This window comes from Rhodococcus sp. NPDC049939, assembly GCF_040656415.1.
In the GTDB taxonomy this organism is placed as follows: Bacteria; Actinomycetota; Actinomycetes; order Mycobacteriales; family Mycobacteriaceae; genus Rhodococcus_F.
The window spans coordinates 121,247-137,099 of sequence record NZ_JBFAMC010000002.1 but is presented as its reverse complement, the minus strand read 5'-3'; the positions used below and the strand labels follow the sequence as shown (position 1 = coordinate 137,099).

13 protein-coding genes are annotated in these 15,853 nt (G+C 63.8%); 9 read left to right on the top strand and 4 right to left on the bottom strand.

Going from position 1 to position 15,853, the window contains the following annotated elements; translation table 11 throughout:
• Positions 1 to 176 precede the first annotated feature (176 nt).
• The 5 genes from AB0I57_RS09990 (at position 177) to AB0I57_RS09970 (ending at position 7,540) form a co-directional block, all read left to right on the top strand.
• On the top strand, positions 177 to 4,355 hold the full coding sequence (locus AB0I57_RS09990; protein WP_358333687.1) for a bifunctional nitrate reductase/sulfite reductase flavoprotein subunit alpha: 4,179 nt from the start codon (positions 177 to 179) through the stop codon (positions 4,353 to 4,355).
• 116 nt (positions 4,356 to 4,471) lie between these two features.
• On the top strand, positions 4,472 to 4,876 hold the full coding sequence (locus AB0I57_RS09985) for a TOBE domain-containing protein (RefSeq protein WP_358333684.1): 405 nt from the start codon (positions 4,472 to 4,474) through the stop codon (positions 4,874 to 4,876).
• Positions 4,873 to 5,661 (top strand): molybdate ABC transporter substrate-binding protein, encoded by a 789-nt coding sequence (gene modA / locus AB0I57_RS09980; RefSeq protein WP_358333681.1) that lies wholly within the window; start codon positions 4,873 to 4,875, stop codon positions 5,659 to 5,661. Before AB0I57_RS09985 ends, modA begins: the two co-directional genes overlap by 4 nt.
• Complete coding sequence (locus AB0I57_RS09975; protein ID WP_358333678.1) at positions 5,658 to 6,464, top strand: ABC transporter permease; 807 nt, start codon at positions 5,658 to 5,660, stop codon at positions 6,462 to 6,464. The genes modA and AB0I57_RS09975 overlap by 4 nt, the downstream gene beginning before the upstream one ends.
• On the top strand, positions 6,461 to 7,540 hold the full coding sequence (locus tag AB0I57_RS09970; RefSeq protein WP_358334859.1) for an ATP-binding cassette domain-containing protein: 1,080 nt from the start codon (positions 6,461 to 6,463) through the stop codon (positions 7,538 to 7,540). The genes AB0I57_RS09975 and AB0I57_RS09970 overlap by 4 nt, the downstream gene beginning before the upstream one ends.
• A 27-nt stretch (positions 7,541 to 7,567) precedes the next feature.
• Here AB0I57_RS09970 and AB0I57_RS09965 read toward each other — a convergent pair whose 3' ends face one another.
• Positions 7,568 to 9,106: a DUF4185 domain-containing protein gene (locus AB0I57_RS09965; protein ID WP_358333675.1), complete on the bottom strand. Its 1,539-nt coding sequence runs from the start codon at positions 9,104 to 9,106 to the stop codon at positions 7,568 to 7,570.
• 213 nt (positions 9,107 to 9,319) lie between these two features.
• Here AB0I57_RS09965 and argJ point away from each other — a divergent pair, with 213 nt between their 5' ends.
• Complete coding sequence (argJ, locus tag AB0I57_RS09960) at positions 9,320 to 10,483, top strand: bifunctional glutamate N-acetyltransferase/amino-acid acetyltransferase ArgJ (protein ID WP_358333672.1); 1,164 nt, start codon at positions 9,320 to 9,322, stop codon at positions 10,481 to 10,483.
• A gap of 92 nt (positions 10,484 to 10,575) precedes the next feature.
• Positions 10,576 to 11,199 carry an alpha/beta hydrolase gene (locus AB0I57_RS09955; protein ID WP_358333669.1) on the top strand — a complete coding sequence of 208 codons (624 nt, stop codon included), beginning with the start codon at positions 10,576 to 10,578 and terminating at the stop codon, positions 11,197 to 11,199.
• A gap of 128 nt (positions 11,200 to 11,327) precedes the next feature.
• Here the strand turns inward: AB0I57_RS09955 and AB0I57_RS09950 are convergent, their stop codons facing one another.
• The 3 genes from AB0I57_RS09950 to AB0I57_RS09940 form a co-directional block, all read right to left on the bottom strand.
• A complete protein-coding gene (locus AB0I57_RS09950) occupies positions 11,328 to 11,816 on the bottom strand; it encodes a hypothetical protein (RefSeq protein WP_358333666.1) in 489 nt (162 codons plus the stop codon).
• A 157-nt stretch (positions 11,817 to 11,973) separates the two neighbouring features.
• Positions 11,974 to 13,272, bottom strand: a complete 1,299-nt coding sequence (locus AB0I57_RS09945; protein WP_358333663.1) for an MFS transporter — start codon at positions 13,270 to 13,272, stop codon at positions 11,974 to 11,976.
• Positions 13,273 to 13,282: 10 nt separating this feature from the next.
• On the bottom strand, positions 13,283 to 14,221 hold the full coding sequence (locus AB0I57_RS09940) for an NAD-dependent epimerase/dehydratase family protein (protein WP_358333660.1): 939 nt from the start codon (positions 14,219 to 14,221) through the stop codon (positions 13,283 to 13,285).
• A gap of 141 nt (positions 14,222 to 14,362) precedes the next feature.
• Here AB0I57_RS09940 and AB0I57_RS09935 point away from each other — a divergent pair, with 141 nt between their 5' ends.
• Positions 14,363 to 15,061 (top strand): WHG domain-containing protein, encoded by a 699-nt coding sequence (locus AB0I57_RS09935; RefSeq protein ID WP_358333658.1) that lies wholly within the window; start codon positions 14,363 to 14,365, stop codon positions 15,059 to 15,061.
• 104 nt (positions 15,062 to 15,165) lie between these two features.
• Positions 15,166 to 15,771: a YqgE/AlgH family protein gene (locus AB0I57_RS09930; protein WP_358333655.1), complete on the top strand. Its 606-nt coding sequence runs from the start codon at positions 15,166 to 15,168 to the stop codon at positions 15,769 to 15,771.
• The last annotated feature ends 82 nt before the right edge of the window (positions 15,772 to 15,853 follow it).

The window sequence follows — 15,853 nt, the reverse complement described above, 5'->3', positions numbered from 1 at the left end:
CGCTCTTTCCTTGAAAAACCTACGAGTCGGTTTCACCACCGCAGTTCCTGCCGGGTGCGAGAGACGTCATCGAACGCTCACGGGGGTTAATCCCGACGAAACACGGTTCTCGGCAGCATTGAATCAGGTCTAGTGCCGGGTGGACTGGCGAGACCGTGTGTGTGAGGAGCATATCGATGCAGCAGCAGATGGCCGCGACCTCAACCGTGAAGACCGCCTGCTCGTATTGCGGTGTCGGCTGCGGCATGGTGCTCGAGGTCGGAATCGATCCGCAGACGCGAGCACGACGCGTCATCGCGGCGTCCGGCGACAAGGAGCACCCCGCCAACTTCGGCAGGCTGTGCACCAAGGGTGCGACCAGCGCCGAGATGCTGGCTGCCGGTGGTCGGATGGAAACCGGCTATCTGCGCGACGAGCGCGGACAGTCACCTGCCGCGGTGAACGTTGATGCGGCCATCAGCGAGACGGCCCGGCGCCTGAAGGCGATACTCGACGAGCACGGCCCGGATGCCCTCTCCTTCTACGTGTCCGGTCAGATGTCCATCGAGGCCCAGTATCTGATCACCAAATTGGCGAAAGGCTTCGTCGGCACCAACCAGATCGAGTCCAACTCGCGGTTGTGCATGGCGAGCGCAGGCACCGGATACAAACAATCCCTCGGTGCTGACGGTCCCCCCGGGTCGTACCAAGACTTCGACAAGGCCGACCTGTTCTTCGTGATCGGCTCGAACATGGCCGACTGCCACCCCATTCTCTTCCTCCGGATGATGGACCGGGTCAAGGCCGGCGCCAAGCTGATCGTGGTGGATCCCCGGCGCAACGCGACGGCCGACAAGGCGAATCTGTTCCTGCAGATCACGCCTGGCACCGACCTGGCCTTACTCAACGGCTTGCTGCATCTGCTCGTGAAGAACGGGCACACCGACCCCGAATTCATCGCGGAGTTCACCGAGGGCTGGGAGGTGATGCCGGAGTTTCTCGAGGACTACACCCCCGAGAAGGTCGCCGAGATCACCGGAATCCCCGAGTCCGACATCCGCACCGCGGCGCAATGGATCGGTGAGGCCGCGAACTGGATGAGCTGCTGGACCATGGGGCTGAACCAGAGCACCCACGGAACCTGGAACACCAACGCGATCTGCAACCTGCACCTGGCCACCGGTGCGATCTGCCGACCTGGCAGCGGCCCGTTCTCCCTCACCGGGCAGCCGAATGCCATGGGCGGCCGGGAGATGGGCTACATGGGCCCTGGCCTGCCGGGCCAGCGTTCGGTACTCGCCGACGACGACCGCGCGTTCATCGAAGATCTGTGGAACCTTCCCGGGGGTGCGATCCGTACCGAGGTCGGCACCGGAACCGTCGACATGTTCGAGCGCATGACAGCCGGAGATATCAAGGCGTGCTGGGTCATCTGCACCAATCCCGTTGCCAGCGTGGCCAACCGGAGGACGGTGATCGAGGGCCTCGAAGCTGCCGATCTCGTGATCGCACAGGATGTGTTCCTCGAGACAGAGACCAACGATTACGCCGACATCCTGCTGCCCGGTGCGCTGTGGGCCGAGTCCGATTCGGTGATGATCAATTCGGAGCGGAACCTCACGCTGTTGCAGCAGGCGGTTGATCCGGTCGGTCAGGCACTGCCGGACTGGCAGATCATCGCCCGCGTGGCCTGTGAGATGGGATACGCGGAAGCGTTCACCTACACATCCTCGGAGGACGTGTTCGAGGAGATCAAGCGAACATGGAATCCCAAGACCGGCTACGACCTTCGAGGCATCACTTACGACCGTTTGCGGGAGACACCGGTGCAGTGGCCGAGCCCGCCCGGTAACCAAAGCGACCGCAACCCCATCCGCTACGTCAACGACGGTGTCAGTCAGAATCTTCTGTCGGCGCAGGACGGCTCACTCCCCCGGCTTGCGTTCGCCACACCCACCGGCAAGGCGGCCTTCTTCCCGCGTCCTCACATGTTGCCTTCCGAAATGCCGGACGAAGCTTATCCTTTCGTTCTCAATACCGGTCGTCTGCAGCACCAATGGCACACCATGACGAAGACGGGCAAGGTCGCCAAGCTCAGGAAGCTGAACTCGGGGCCGTTCATCGAGATCAATCCTGATGATGCGCAGAAGCTTTCGATTGTCGACGGTGACAAGGTCGAGGTGGCGTCCCGGCGCGGACGCGCCGTGCTACCCGCGGTCGTCAGCGACCGTGTGCTCGTCGGGGGTTGCTTCGCGCCGTTCCACTGGAACGACTCTTTCGGTGAGTACCTCAGCATCAACGCGGTCACGAACGACGCTGTCGACCCCATGTCCTTTCAACCGGAATTCAAGGTCGCGGCTGTGTCCTTGACCCGGGTCGGACCGGTGTCGGTGCCCGAGACTGCGCAGCCCACGGTGGCGGCCGAGCTACCGAAGGGCTCGCCCGTGGCCGAGTTGGGCCGTCTGTTGGGGCTGACCGACTCCGTCTCCCCCAGCTTCGACGAGCACGAGCGGGTGTATCTGGCGGGAATGCTCTCGGGGTTGCAGTCCAACGAGATTCAGGGAGTTCCGGTCCTCCCTCCGAGCGCGCCGATTCAGGGCTCCAAACGGATATGGCTGGACGGCGTCCTGGCCGGGCTGTTCTCCCGCTCGGGCGCTTCGGATGGCGCGGTAGCCTCCGGGCAGAGTTCGCAAAGCCCCGACGCGGTCGAGAATCCGGTGATGGTGGTGTGGGCGTCGCAGACGGGCAACGCCGAGGAGTTCGCCGCCGAATGCGCCGAAAAACTGGAGGCTGCCGGGCACGCGGCGACGCTGATCAACATGGACGATTGCGATGTGTCCGGCCTCGCCGACGTTCGTGACCTACTGGTCATCACCAGTACCTTCGGCGACGGTGACGCGCCCGACAACGGAAGCGGCTTCTGGGCTACGCTCAACAGTGACGATGCGCCGAAATTGTCGCAAACCCGTTATGCCGTACTGGCTTTCGGAGACTCCAACTACAACGACTTCTGCGGGTACGGCAAGCGCATCGACTCCCGGCTCGGTCAGCTCGAGGCCCAGCGACTGATCGACCGAGTCGACTGCGAGCCGGACTACGAAGACCGGGCACGTGACTGGCTGACCCAGGTCGAGAAACTGATCGGCGAGCAACCAGCCGAGCCGACCACATCGGCACCAGCTCCGCCGGCACCGACCCCGCCGGCACCCACGACGACCACTCGAGGGTCGACCGTGCAGGAAGCGAAGAAGACGAAGACCTACACCCGCAAGTCACCGCTGGTCACCCGGCTGACCAGGAATGTCACGCTCAGTTCCCTGGGTTCGGGGAAGGATGTGCGTCAGTTCGGCTTCGACGTGAGCGATCCGGAATTCTCCTACGAGGCCGGTGACGCACTCGGTGTGTGGCCGAACAACAGCGAGGAAGCGGTCGACGAGTGGCTGAAGGTCACCCGACTGACTCCCGATGCGCCGGTCAACCTTCCGGACCTTCCGGAGATGCCTCTGCGGGAGGCGCTGCGTACCCAGTTCGAAATCACCAAGACGACCCCGGGCCTTCTGCGGTTCGTGCGGAGCCGCACTCGGGACACCGAACTGGATCGGCTGATGCGCCCTCAGAACAAGATTGCGCTCGGGCAATGGCTGTGGGGGCGGCAGTCGATGGACGTGCTGGCGCAATACGAGGTCGACGCCGATGTCGAGGAGTGGCTCGGCGTACTCCCACGTCTTGCGCCCAGGCTGTATTCGATCTCCTCTAGCCCCAAGGTCGACCCGAACGAGGTCCAGCTGACTGTCGCAGCGGTGCGCTACAACCTCGAGGGCAAGAACCGTTCCGGCGTCTGTTCGACCTTCCTCTCGGACCACTGCAATGACGCGGATGTGCCGATCTTTGTACAGAAGTCGCCGCACTTTCGTCCCCCTCGTGCGTCCGATGCGTCGATGATCATGATCGGACCGGGAACGGGAATCGCGCCGTTCCGCGGATTTCTCCACGAACGTAGGGAGTTGGGGCACACGGGCAGGAACTGGCTGTTCTTCGGCGAGCAGCACGAGGCCACTGACTTCTACTACCGCGACGAGATGGAAGCCATGAAGCGAGATGGATTCCTTACTCATCTCGATGTGGCGTTCTCCCGTGATCAGCGGCAGAAGATATATGTGCAGGATCGTCTGCGTGAGCACGGTGCCGAGTTGTGGAGTTGGATTCAGGGCGGCGCATCCGTATACGTGTGCGGTGATGCGAGCCGCATGGCGAAGGATGTCGACGAGACACTCCGTGAACTCGTTCGCGTCCACGGCCGCCTCGACGAGGAAGACACCGAGCGGTACATGAAGCAACTGGCCGCCGACAAGCGCTATGTACGGGACGTGTACTGATCCGCAGTAGCGGACACTTTCAGTTGATGAGTCCGTATATTCCGGCCTAAGATACAAATCATGGTGCAACTACGGAATCATGTGGTGCTTGTCCGAGCGCGCGCCAGGATTTCGTTGTGACGAGTATCCGCATTCGGCAGGCCGCGGAGCTCCTCGGCGTCAGTGACGACACGGTCCGCCGCCTGATCGACAGCGGAAGCCTCACGGCGGCGAAGGACGACGCGGGCCGCAAGGTGATCGACGGTGCGGAACTTGCGGAGTTCGCGCGCGCCAACGCGTCCGCATCGCCTGATGTCCTGGGGTCGGAATCCTCAGCACGCAACCGCTTGACCGGCATCGTGACTGCGGTCGTGATGGACAAGGTGATGGCGCAGGTCGAAATGCAGTGTGGTCCCTTCCGCATCGTGTCGCTGATGAGTAGTGAAGCCGTTCGCGACCTCGGCCTCGAGCCTGGAACGGTCGCAGCGGCCGTCATCAAGTCGACCACGGTAGTCGTCGAAAAGCCGGGTAGGGATTCATGAACGTGTCCTCGCGCCTCGCCACAGCCGGATCAGCCCTGGGCGCAGTTGGTCTCATGCTGCTCGCCGGCTGCGGGTCCGGCGAGAGTGGCTCCGCGGAATCCTCCTCGGGCCCGGGCGATATCACGGTCTTTGCGGCGGCCTCACTCGAGGAAACCTTCACCGAACTAGCGAGGATCTACGAGTCCGAGAATCCTGGATCCCGTGTCGCGTTGAGCTTCGCCGGGTCCTCCGACCTCGCAACACAGTTGGACCAGGGTGCGCCTGCCGACGTATTCGCATCCGCCGACACCGAGAACATGACGAAGGTGGTCGACGCAGATCTGGTGGAGGGTAATCCTGTCGACTTCGCCGCCAATACCCTGACCATCGTGACGGAACCGGGAAACCCCCTGGGCATCGCCTCGCTCGCGGACCTGAACCGCGATGGCACCCTGGTAGTCACGTGTGCACCTCAGGTTCCGTGTGGTTCCGCGACGCAGAAGGTCGAGACCGATTCGGGTATCGACCTCAACCCCGTCAGTGAGGAGTCCTCGGTCACCGATGTGCTGGGTAAGGTGACATCCGGCCAGGCCGACGCGGGTCTCGTCTACGTTTCGGACGCGGTAAGGGCCGGAGACAGGGTCTCGGCGGTCGCCTTCCCTGAAGCGGCAGAAGCCGTGAACACCTATCCCATTGCAGCACTGTCTGCTTCGAAACAACCACAGATGGCGCAGGGCTTCATCGATCTCGTCACCGGACCCGAGGGACGGGCGGTCCTGATGCAGGCGGGTTTCGTCGCGCCGTGATCCGGCGGTCGAGTTCGAACATCGTGTCCGGGCTTCCGGCCTGGATATTCCTCCCGGCCGCGCTCGGTGGTGTGTTCGTCGTGTTGCCGCTGCTGGCGATGCTGACGACTGTTGACTGGTCCGAGTTCTTCGATCTGATCACGTCGGAATCCTCGCTCGCCGCACTGAAACTGAGCTTGCAGACCGCTACCGCGAGTACCTTCTTGTGCGTGATACTTGGTGTTCCGATGGCGGTGGTGTTGTCGCGCAGTAGTTTTCGTGGAATACATGTTCTGCGGTCGCTCGTGTTGCTACCGCTCGTCCTCCCGCCGGTGGTTGGCGGCATCGCGCTGCTCTACACGTTCGGGCGAAGGGGGCTGATCGGCCAATACCTGGAGGTCTGGGGTATTCACATCGCATTCACCACCACGGCGGTGGTGCTCGCGCAGACGTTCGTCGCGCTTCCGTTCCTGGTAGTGAGCCTCGAGGGATCGCTCCGCACCGCAGGTCGGCGCTACGAGTACGCCGCCGCAACGCTCGGCGCGCGTCCCACCACAGTCTTCCGCAGGGTTACGCTTCCGCTGGTTCTGCCGGGGTTGGTGTCGGGGGCGGTGCTGTCGTTCGCTCGAGCGCTTGGTGAGTTCGGGGCGACATTGACGTTTGCGGGCAGTCTGCAAGGGGTCACGCGGACGCTACCGCTGGAGATCTATCTGCAACGTGAGAGCGATCCAGACGCCGCCGTGGCGTTGTCGCTGGTACTTGTCGTGGTGGCGGTCCTAATAGTGGTGTGCTCGCGAGGCTGGGCATCGAGGGCCGCACTGTGAGCGGCCTGACCGTCGATGCGCGCGTGAATGTGCGCGGCGTCGACGTCGGCTTCGACCTCGCCGAGGGCGAAGTGCTAGCCGTCCTCGGGCCGAACGGCGCAGGTAAGTCGACGGTCCTTTCAGTGGCTGCGGGGTTGGTGCGACCGGATGACGGGCGTGTCGAACTGAATGGTCGTGTACTGACCGATACGTCCCAGGGCTTGGCCGTGCCCCCTCACCGGCGCTCGATCGCACTGCTCGCACAGCAAGCTCTGTTGTTTCCACATCTCACGGTGGCGGCGAATGTGGCCTTTGCGCCGCGAAGCGCGGGGCGAGGACGCCGGGAAGCGCGGGAGATCGCTCGAAAGTGGCTGGATGCGGTGGATGCCGTGCAGTTCGCGGACCGCAGACCCCACGAGCTGTCCGGAGGACAGGCTCAGCGCGTCGCGGTGGCGCGTGCCCTGGCTGCCGACCCGCAGGCGTTGCTACTCGACGAACCGATGGCTGCGCTCGATGTGAGCGCAGCTCCTGCGCTCAGGGTGCTGCTCAGACGAGTGCTGCGGGAGGGTCGAAGAACGGCTGTCGTGGTCACGCACGACGTTCTCGACGCGTTGGCCCTGGCCGATCGGGTGATTGTCGTCGACGGTGGCCGTGTGGTCGAATCCGGTCTGGTTCGAGATGTGTTGACCCGTCCCAGAAGTGCATTCGCGGCACGGATTGCCGGATTGAACCTGGTACCCGTCTTCGGTGCACCCGACCGCATGGAAACCGCGATGGGTGTGCGGATTCACGGGTTGCCCGACGCCGATTTCGTGGCGGGTTCGCCGGCGGTCGCGGTATTCGCGCCACACTCGGTCGCGGTACACCGTCATCATCCGGAAGGTAGTCCGCGCAACGTCTTCCGTGTGACGATCGCCGAGGTCGGGGTACACGGGCCGACGGTGCGGGTACGTGCGCACACTTGTGAAGGCCGGCTCGAGCTGAGCGCCGACGTGACGGCAGCGTCCGTCGCGGCACTGGATCTGGTGCCGGGGGCCGACGTGTTATTCGTCGTCAAGGCCACCGAGGTTGCACTTCACGGCGCGCGAACAACATGACGGCGGGTCCGACAAGGCGGAGTCATTTCAGCGCAACGAGGCGTGCATCAGGTAGACGTTGTAGCTGTCCCACTCCGACATGGTGAAGTAGAGATCGTTCTCCGTGGACCATGGGTGCATGAATCCGCCGTACGACCTCGGGTAGTCGGCCGTGTTCACGAGTTCTGCCGCGTCCGACCACACACCCTGAGGGCTCGACGATTGGCGCAGAATGATCGACCCCGCGATCGGATCGAGATAGGTCATCTGCCACTTCTCCACGGTGGCGTCATAGCGAACCGAAAGTTCGCTGGCGATGCCTTCGACGATCGGCGTCGCGCGGTGGTGTTGCACCGGAGTCCACGTACCGTGCGACCAATACTGGTACGACGTCTTGTTGAGCACCTGATCCACGGGCACTCGGGCGAGGCCGATGGTTCCGATCCGGCCGTTGGGGGTGCCGAACATGTATACGTAGTCGTCGTGTGGAACCATCGCCGACACCTGGAACCTAGCGCCGAAGATGTTCTCCCACTTGGCATGCTGTGACTTGGTCCAGGTCTGTCCGTCGTCGTCGGAGTACGCGATGCCGCCGTAGTTCGTGTACCACATACCCGGAATGATGCTCCAGCGCTTCACCGACATGTAACTCAAGTACTGACGGTCACCGATCGCGAAACCTGATGTGGGGATGGTGGTCGTCTCGAAGTTGTGGATATGTCTGCTGCTGATGATCTCGGCGGCGTGGCAGCGGCTGTCCTGGACCATGCTGTCGATAGTCATGCCGTTGGAGAGATCGGTGTCGGTGCTGTGACCGAGGACGTTGCTTCGCCAGTCCTCACCATTGGCGCCCGGTGGCCTCCAGTCCTTGCCGAAGGTGTCGCCGAAGGCGATCGCCACCTCACCGGGCTTGCTCTCCCACATGATGCCGAGGTCGGTGCCATTGACCTGCCAGCGCTTGTCTGTCCTGTTTTCGGAACCGTGGCCGGTCAACTGCGATACCAGGCGGACGTCACCGACGTCCGGCTTCTCCAATGAAGGGGTGAGGGAACCGGGTTCTTCTGGGTTGATCTCGACTGGCGGTGCCGGCTGTGGCTCGGGGCCAGGGCCACCGGGGATGGGAATCGGAATGATCTCCGGACGCGGATCGATTTCGATCTTCGGGAGAAGGGAACCCGAACCGAAAGACCCGGACGAGCTGGAGGAACCTGATGAGCCAGATGAACCGGACGAATCAGGCTCGGCCTGGGGCTCTTCGTCCTCGTCGGTGAGGTCGGGGCACGGGTCCGCACAGGGATCGGCGGGAAGATCTTGTGCAACCCGGGTCGGGTGCTCATCAGCTGGGCCAGGGACCGGTACCAGTTGGAAGTCGGGGTATGGGATCGGGATGTTGATGGTCGGCGGAATCGGTGGACCGCCGGGGCCTGCTGGTTCCCTGGCGGGGTTGAACCCGGTTTCCCCGCAGGAGTTCACCGGCAGCCACGGTGTGGTTTCGGCTGCGGCGGGAACGGCAGAAAAGCCGATGGCCGCCGACACGACGGCGACGCACAGGGGCGCTTTGGGCACAGACCACGACTTGTCGACCACGGAACCCTCCGCATCGGTGGGCGGGGTCCAATTGGCCGACCCGCCAATCTGTCAATTCCGAAGATAACATTCGACCTTGGTGCAGTGAGTGCATTCCCACGGCGGGTTGGTTCGATGACTCGGCGACGAGCTGGGTCCGCTGGTGACGATATCGGGACGAACCGGACCTGTATCTTCATGATCGAAAACCGAACTCGGAACGAAAGCACGGACATGGTGGATGGGCAGTCTGCGGCGCCAAAGGGGTTTCGCGGCATCACGAAGAACATGGGACTCAAGGACGTAGGGGACGACTTCGCCGCCGTGGTCTCGGAGGTGCCCTGCCGGTCGGCAGCGGTATTCACCCAGTCCCGCTTCGCGGGGCCGAGCGTAGTGCTGAGCCGGGAATCTGCCGCGTTGCACGCTGCACGCGGGGTCGTCGTTCTTTCCCGTAATGCGAACGTCGCCACCGGTCGGGTCGGGGCGGAGAATGCTGCCGAAGTGCGGCACCGGGTCGCGGAAATCGCCGGTATCGCACCAGACGAATTGATCATCGGATCGACCGGTGTGATCGGACGTCCCTATCCGATGGACGCCATCCGGGCGAACCTCGACACGCTCGCGTGGCCGTTCCCGGACGCGGACTACGAGCAGGCCGCCAAGGCCATCATGACTACCGACACCCGACCCAAGTTCTTCCACACCACCGTCGGCGACGCATCTCTCGTGGGAATCGCCAAGGGGGTCGGGATGATCGAGCCCAACATGGCCACCCTGCTCACCTTCTTCTTCACCGACGCCGACATCCCCGCCGACGAGCTCGACGCTCTGTTCCGCCGAGTCATCGACCGCACGTTCAACGCGCTGAGCATCGATACCGACACCTCCACCAGCGACACCGCGGCGATCTTCGCCAACGGGCTAGCCGGACCAGTCGACCTCGAGGAGTTCGAGCGGGCGCTGTACGAGTGCGGTCTGCGCCTTGTGCGCAACATCGCCTCCGACGGAGAGGGTGCCACCAAACTCATCCAGGTCGAAGTGACCGGTGCTCGTGACGACGCGCAGGCAAAGCGGGTCGGCAAGGTGGTTGTCAATTCGCCGCTGGTCAAGACCGCCGTCCACGGCGCGGATCCGAACTGGGGCCGTGTCGCCATGGCTATCGGCAAACTCGATGAAGAAACCGACATCGCGCCCGAGCGAGTGCGCATTCAGTTCGGTGATCTCGTCATGCACCCGGACGAACCCGACGACGAGTTGCTCGAGCGCGCCGCGAAATACCTGTGTGGCGATGAGATCGTCATCCGGATCGACCTCGGCATCGATGAGGGGCGATTCACCGTGTATGGGTGCGATCTGACCGAGGGCTACGTCCGGCTCAACGCCGACTACACGACCTGAGAAGCCGGCACGCACACTGACAGATCGCTTCACCGGCCGCTTTGATTTCAAACCGACTGCGCTCGGACCCCGCTCGGGTGTGCAATGGATGTATGAGCACCGTGACGACGTTCAAGGTCGACGGTGCGCGATTGTCCGGAACACTGGCCGATCCGATCGGCGACCTTCCCGTGGTCGTGTTCGCACACGGCAGCGGCAGTGGGCAGTTCAGCCCTCGGAACCGGTACGTGGCAGGGTTCCTGCAGGATGTCGGTCTCGGCACGCTGCTGTTCGATCTGCTCACACCCGACGAGGAGGGTGACCGCAAGCGCGTCTTCGACATCCCGCTCATGTCGGCGCGGCTGTGTGAGGTGACCGCCCAGTTGCGGGACCGGGTGCCGTCGATCGCATACTTCGGCGCGAGCACGGGCGCCGGTGCGGCCATGCACGCTGCGGCCCAGCGCCACGTCCACATCAGCTCGATCGTCTCGCGCGGTGGGCGTCCGGATCTGGCAGGGTCACGCCTGTCAGCGGTGCGCGCGCCGACGCTGCTGTTGGTCGGTTCCCTCGACACTGCCGTCGTCGAGCTGAACCGATGGGCAGCGGAACTGCTCGAGTGCGAGCACGAACTTGTGATCGTGCCGGGGGCGACGCACCTGTTCGAAGAACCCGGAACGCTCGACATCGTCGCGGATCATGCCAGGAACTGGTTCGTCGAACACGAGCTGAAACCGTGAAGGGTTCGTCCCGAACGTCGGCACGAACCCTTCACGATCAGCGACTGCGCAGATGACCTTCGTTGTGTTACCTGTGGGACTTCGGTTGGGAGCGAATCAAACTCGGCCAACTCGAGTCAGGCACAGGGTCAGGGCATCGTGGATCCCATGACCATCACCGGAAGTAGGTTCGGCAACATCGCCGAACCGATTACAGCGCTGCCGATCGCGGGAACGATCAACTCCGGTGGAAACAGCGGTTCCGGTGCGGGCGCCACCGGCGCTGCGGGTGGGGCCGGTGCCGGTGCCGGTGCCGGTGCCGGGTCGGACAGTCGGGTCCACGTACCGCACCGGCTGGAGTTGAATGCCACGTCGGAACTGTAGATCCTTACGATCTGCCGGCTCGCGTCCGAGGTAAAGTCGTTCGCGATGACATCGTCCAACTCGCCGGACAACCCGTCCAGGCGCTCCCAGTAGCAACCTTCTCTCAACTGGGATTGGTAAACGCCGGGCTCGATGTGGGTACCCACCAGATAGGTGCCCGCGCCGAATGATGTTGCCGCGGCCGCGGCGGTGCCGGTTCCCAGGGCAACCGCGCCGGCTACCGCCGTCGCAACCGCTACACACTTTCGAATCACTTTGTAGCTCTCTCAATTCTGCTCGTAGTAAATGGGGTCGGACTTTGCGACCATCCGACGAGATCACGATCCCGTACAAGCTCCCCCCGAATTGCCGTATAGGTGTATCACCACGGTCCGACACATCGGGTATTCGGTCTCGCTGGAGCGATGATGCTCACACTGTTTCGCGCCGCGAGTTGAGCAGCACGGCGACCAGGCCGAGGCCATAGAACGCCGAACCCGTGAGGACCAGTCCCAGTGACCGGCCGTCCGGGGCGACGACGACGGCCGCTGCGGCGATCGACGCGACGAAGGCGGCATTGAATACGGTGTCCTGCAGAGCGAACACCTGTCCCCGTCGGTCGTCCTCGATCTCGATCTGCATCGCTGCGTCCCCGGTGAGCTTGATGGACTGTCCCGCGAAGCCGAGGAGGAACGCACCGCCCAGCAGCGCGAGTTCGGTGAGTGCCGCGACGAGGGTCGATTGCACGACGACGGCGAGGACCAGGCCGCCGATGATGGTGCGGGACCGGCCGATACGCGGAACCACGAACGGCGTCGTGATTGCGGCGAGGAGCATACCTGCGGCGGTGGCACCGACCGCGACTCCGAACCCGACGAGTCCGCCAGGCAGTGCGCTGAGGGCAGTTGTATCGCGTAGCACCAGCACCATGATCAATGTGTCGATGCCGAAGACGATCCGGTGCATGCCGATCCCGATCATGGCCGTGGTGACTCCCGGCGAATGCCAAACGGCGACGGCTCCGGTGCGCAGCCCGGCGGCGACGGCGCGGATGGCTCCCGACTCGGGCTTCTCTTCCGCGTGGGGGCCGAGGAGTCGCCGATGGAAGCGGGAGGCCGCGATCGCCCCCACCACTGATCCGAAAGCGGACGCCGCCGCGGCGATTCCCGTGCCACGGTTGTCCGAACCCAGGACGCCGATGATGGCCACGGAGGTCGCGGCCCCGAGTGAGGCGACGACGGAACCGGTCGTTGCAAGTACCGAATTGGTCGCGACCAGCCAGGACCTATGTACCACATGGGGCAATGAGGCCGAGGCGCCCGCGAGCACGAAACGGCTCACACCGACGGTGGCGAGGGCGAGGATCAGGAGTGCGGACTCGCCGACCCCCGTCCCCAACAGTATGGCGGTGACCAGTATCAGAAGTCCGCGCAACACATTCGCCCACAACAGCACGCTCCGCCGATCCCAACGGTCCAGGAGTGCGCCCGCGTAGGGTCCGATCACCGAGTACGGGAGCAGTAGGACCGTGAACCCCGCGGCGATCGCGAGAGGATCTGTTTGGCGCTCGGGGTTGAAGAGAATCGCGCCACCGAGAGCGGTCTGAAACATTCCGTCGCCGAACTGGCTGGCGAAGCGCACCGTAGCGAGGCGGGCCAGCCCGGGTGACCGCCGCAACGTGTATGCGACTCGGCGCAACGCCTGACGCCGGTTCCCGAGCTTTTTGGCCATTCGCTAGACCTTATCCGGCAGCGCCGACTGTGGCCCGCCACCAGTTGACAGTTTCCTCAGCGGCCCGGGCGAGCGGTGTCGGATGCAGATCGAGTCGGGCCTCGCTCTCCGTGGAGTCCATGACGAAGGGATCCTCGAATTGGTACAGCAACTCGCCCAGTTCGCGGGTTCCAGGGTGGATGAGGCCCATTCCGCGAATCAACCAACCGGGTAGCGCACTCACCTTCGGCGCTTCGACTCCGCCGGCCTCGGCGAAGGCTTCGACCATCTGCCGCTGTGTCACCGCGGGGGTTGTCGGTGCGTGCAGCACCGAGTTCCACAGTGTCCGGTCGTGTGCGGCGGTGATCATCGCGGCTGCCAGGTCCGGAACGTAGGTGAAGGAGTGAGGTTGGTCGGCGGAACCGAGCACTCGCATCGTCTTGCCGGCGAGAACGACCGGGACCATGCGCTCGCCTGCGTGGGCGTTGAGCACTCCGGGTCCGAAGAAGTCGGATGCGACCACGCTCACAGTGGGGGTCGGGGAGGCCTCGCGGGCCTGCAGAAGCCTGGTCCGAACGCCCCGCTTGCCACGGTCGGCGGTTCGCGGGGTGTGTTCGGTCATCGGCTGCCTGGAGGCGTCATAGGAGTAGAGGCTCTCGGGAAAGACCACGACGGCCCCGACCTCTCCGGCCGCCCCCAGCACTGTTTGCTCGGCGGCAGGAAGTTCGCTTTCCCAGGCCGCAGCGTTGTAGGCGGCGTGAATGCAGTGGTAGACCGCGACGGCTCCGTCGAACGCTTCGCGTAGTGACGCGGCATCGTTGACGTCGATCTTCAGGCGCTCGATCAGGGGATGCTCCGGTCCGTTTCCGGAGCGGGTGAGTACGCGCACTTGTCGTCCCTGTTCCGCGAGTTGCGAAGCGACAGTCCAACCTACAGGCCCTGCTCCGGTGACGATCTCCACATTCGACATCTCTACTCCCCGCTGTGAGTTACCTTCAAGACAATCCGAGAGCACTGCTCTCTTTCTTCAGAATGCACCTCGGCGCGGCCACTGTCAAGAGCAGTGCTCTCTTTTGTTGACAGCGCTCTCTAGAATTGCCACTCTTGAGTCATGCCAGGAACAACCCCGCGTGAGCGCGCTCGTGAGCAGACGCTGCAAGACATCACCCGCATCGGTCGTGAGCATTTGTCGGCGGTCGGTGCCGCGGCGCTGTCGTTGAGGGCCGTCGCCCGGGATCTCGGCGTGGTGTCGTCTGCGGTGTACCGGTACGTGAGGAGTCGTGACGAGTTGCTCACGTTGCTCGTCGTAGATGGATACAACGAACTCGGTGAGGAAGTGGAGGCGGCGGTGGCGTCCACTGAGGACCCGCGTGAGCAATTCCTCGCACTCGGTCGTGCAACACGCGAGTGGGCTCTACGAGAGCCGGCTCTCTACGGGTTGCTGTTCGGTAGCCCCGTTCCCGGCTATCACGCACCAGGCGAGCAGACCACCATACCCGGGACACGTGTCGTTCTCTGCCTCGTCAGCATTTTCGGAAATGCCTATGCGGTGGGCAAACTCGCTGCCAACGTTGTGGCTCCGATCGGCGACGAACTGTCGGCCGATCTCGAGCGTATCCGCGGCGAAATCGGGCTCGAAATACCCGATCACTTACTCGCCCGCGGAATCTTGGCCTGGACGGCACTGTTCGGAGCGGTGAACTTCGAGATCTTCGGGCAGTACGGCAGCGACACCTTCACCGACCCCGCCGCGATGTTCGAACACCATCTCGCAGTGCTGGCTGAGACAGCGGGACTTTCCGTTGCGTGATCGCGTGGCCGTGTGACGGTGTGAGCCCTCGATGACGTCTCTTGCGCCACACCCGCGCCGCGTCATCCACGACATCCGCTCCGTGTCGGTGGGATGATGTTCTGGTGGCGCAAGCAGAAGAACCAGAGGACCGAACTGCGTCGGCGGAACCGGTGGTCCGACCCGGCAGCCTGTTGGTCTCGTCCACCGATCTCGTCGAACCCGCATTCCGTCGCACAGTGATCTATGTGATCGAACACAACGATGCCGGCAGCCTCGGTGTGGTTATCAACCGTCCCAGTGAAACTCCAGTGAACGACGTACTGCCACAGTGGTCGGCGCTCGCCGCGCCTCCGGACGCGCTGTACGTCGGCGGCCCGGTCAAACGCGACGCGGCGCTGTGCCTGGCGACGCTGCGATCGGGTGCAGAGACGACTGGAGTCCCGGGACTGCGCCGAGTGCACGGTCGCGTGGTGATGGTGGATCTCGATTCCGATCCCGAGCTCATTGCGCCGCTCGTGGAGGGAGTTCGGATCTTCGCCGGCTATTCGGGCTGGACCTACGGTCAGCTCGACTCCGAACTGCATCGCGAGGATTGGATCGTGGTTTCGGCGCTCGCGTCGGACGTCGTCGCTCCGGCGTTCGTCGACGTGTGGGCGCAGGTGCTACGTCGGCAGCCGCTTCCCCTCGCGATTCTCGCTACTCACCCGATCGACATCGAGCGAAACTAGTAGACACGCCAGCTAAATCCCCGTGCTGTCGGGGACGGGTGGTATCACAACATCAGGCGGATACCGCGATAGCTGAGGAGGC

Bases quoted from the DNA above. Each gene is read 5' to 3' on its own strand.
- AB0I57_RS09945 (WP_358333663.1), bottom strand. From the start codon at position 13,272: ATGGCCAAAAAGCTCGGGAACCGGCGTCAGGCGTTGCGCCGAGTCGCA.
- AB0I57_RS09990 (WP_358333687.1), top strand. From the start codon at position 177: ATGCAGCAGCAGATGGCCGCGACCTCAACCGTGAAGACCGCCTGCTCG.
- AB0I57_RS09940 (WP_358333660.1), bottom strand. From the start codon at position 14,221: ATGTCGAATGTGGAGATCGTCACCGGAGCAGGGCCTGTAGGTTGGACT.
- AB0I57_RS09955 (WP_358333669.1), top strand. From the start codon at position 10,576: ATGAGCACCGTGACGACGTTCAAGGTCGACGGTGCGCGATTGTCCGGA.
- modA (WP_358333681.1), top strand. From the start codon at position 4,873: ATGAACGTGTCCTCGCGCCTCGCCACAGCCGGATCAGCCCTGGGCGCA.
- AB0I57_RS09935 (WP_358333658.1), top strand. From the start codon at position 14,363: ATGCCAGGAACAACCCCGCGTGAGCGCGCTCGTGAGCAGACGCTGCAA.
- argJ (WP_358333672.1), top strand. From the start codon at position 9,320: ATGGTGGATGGGCAGTCTGCGGCGCCAAAGGGGTTTCGCGGCATCACG.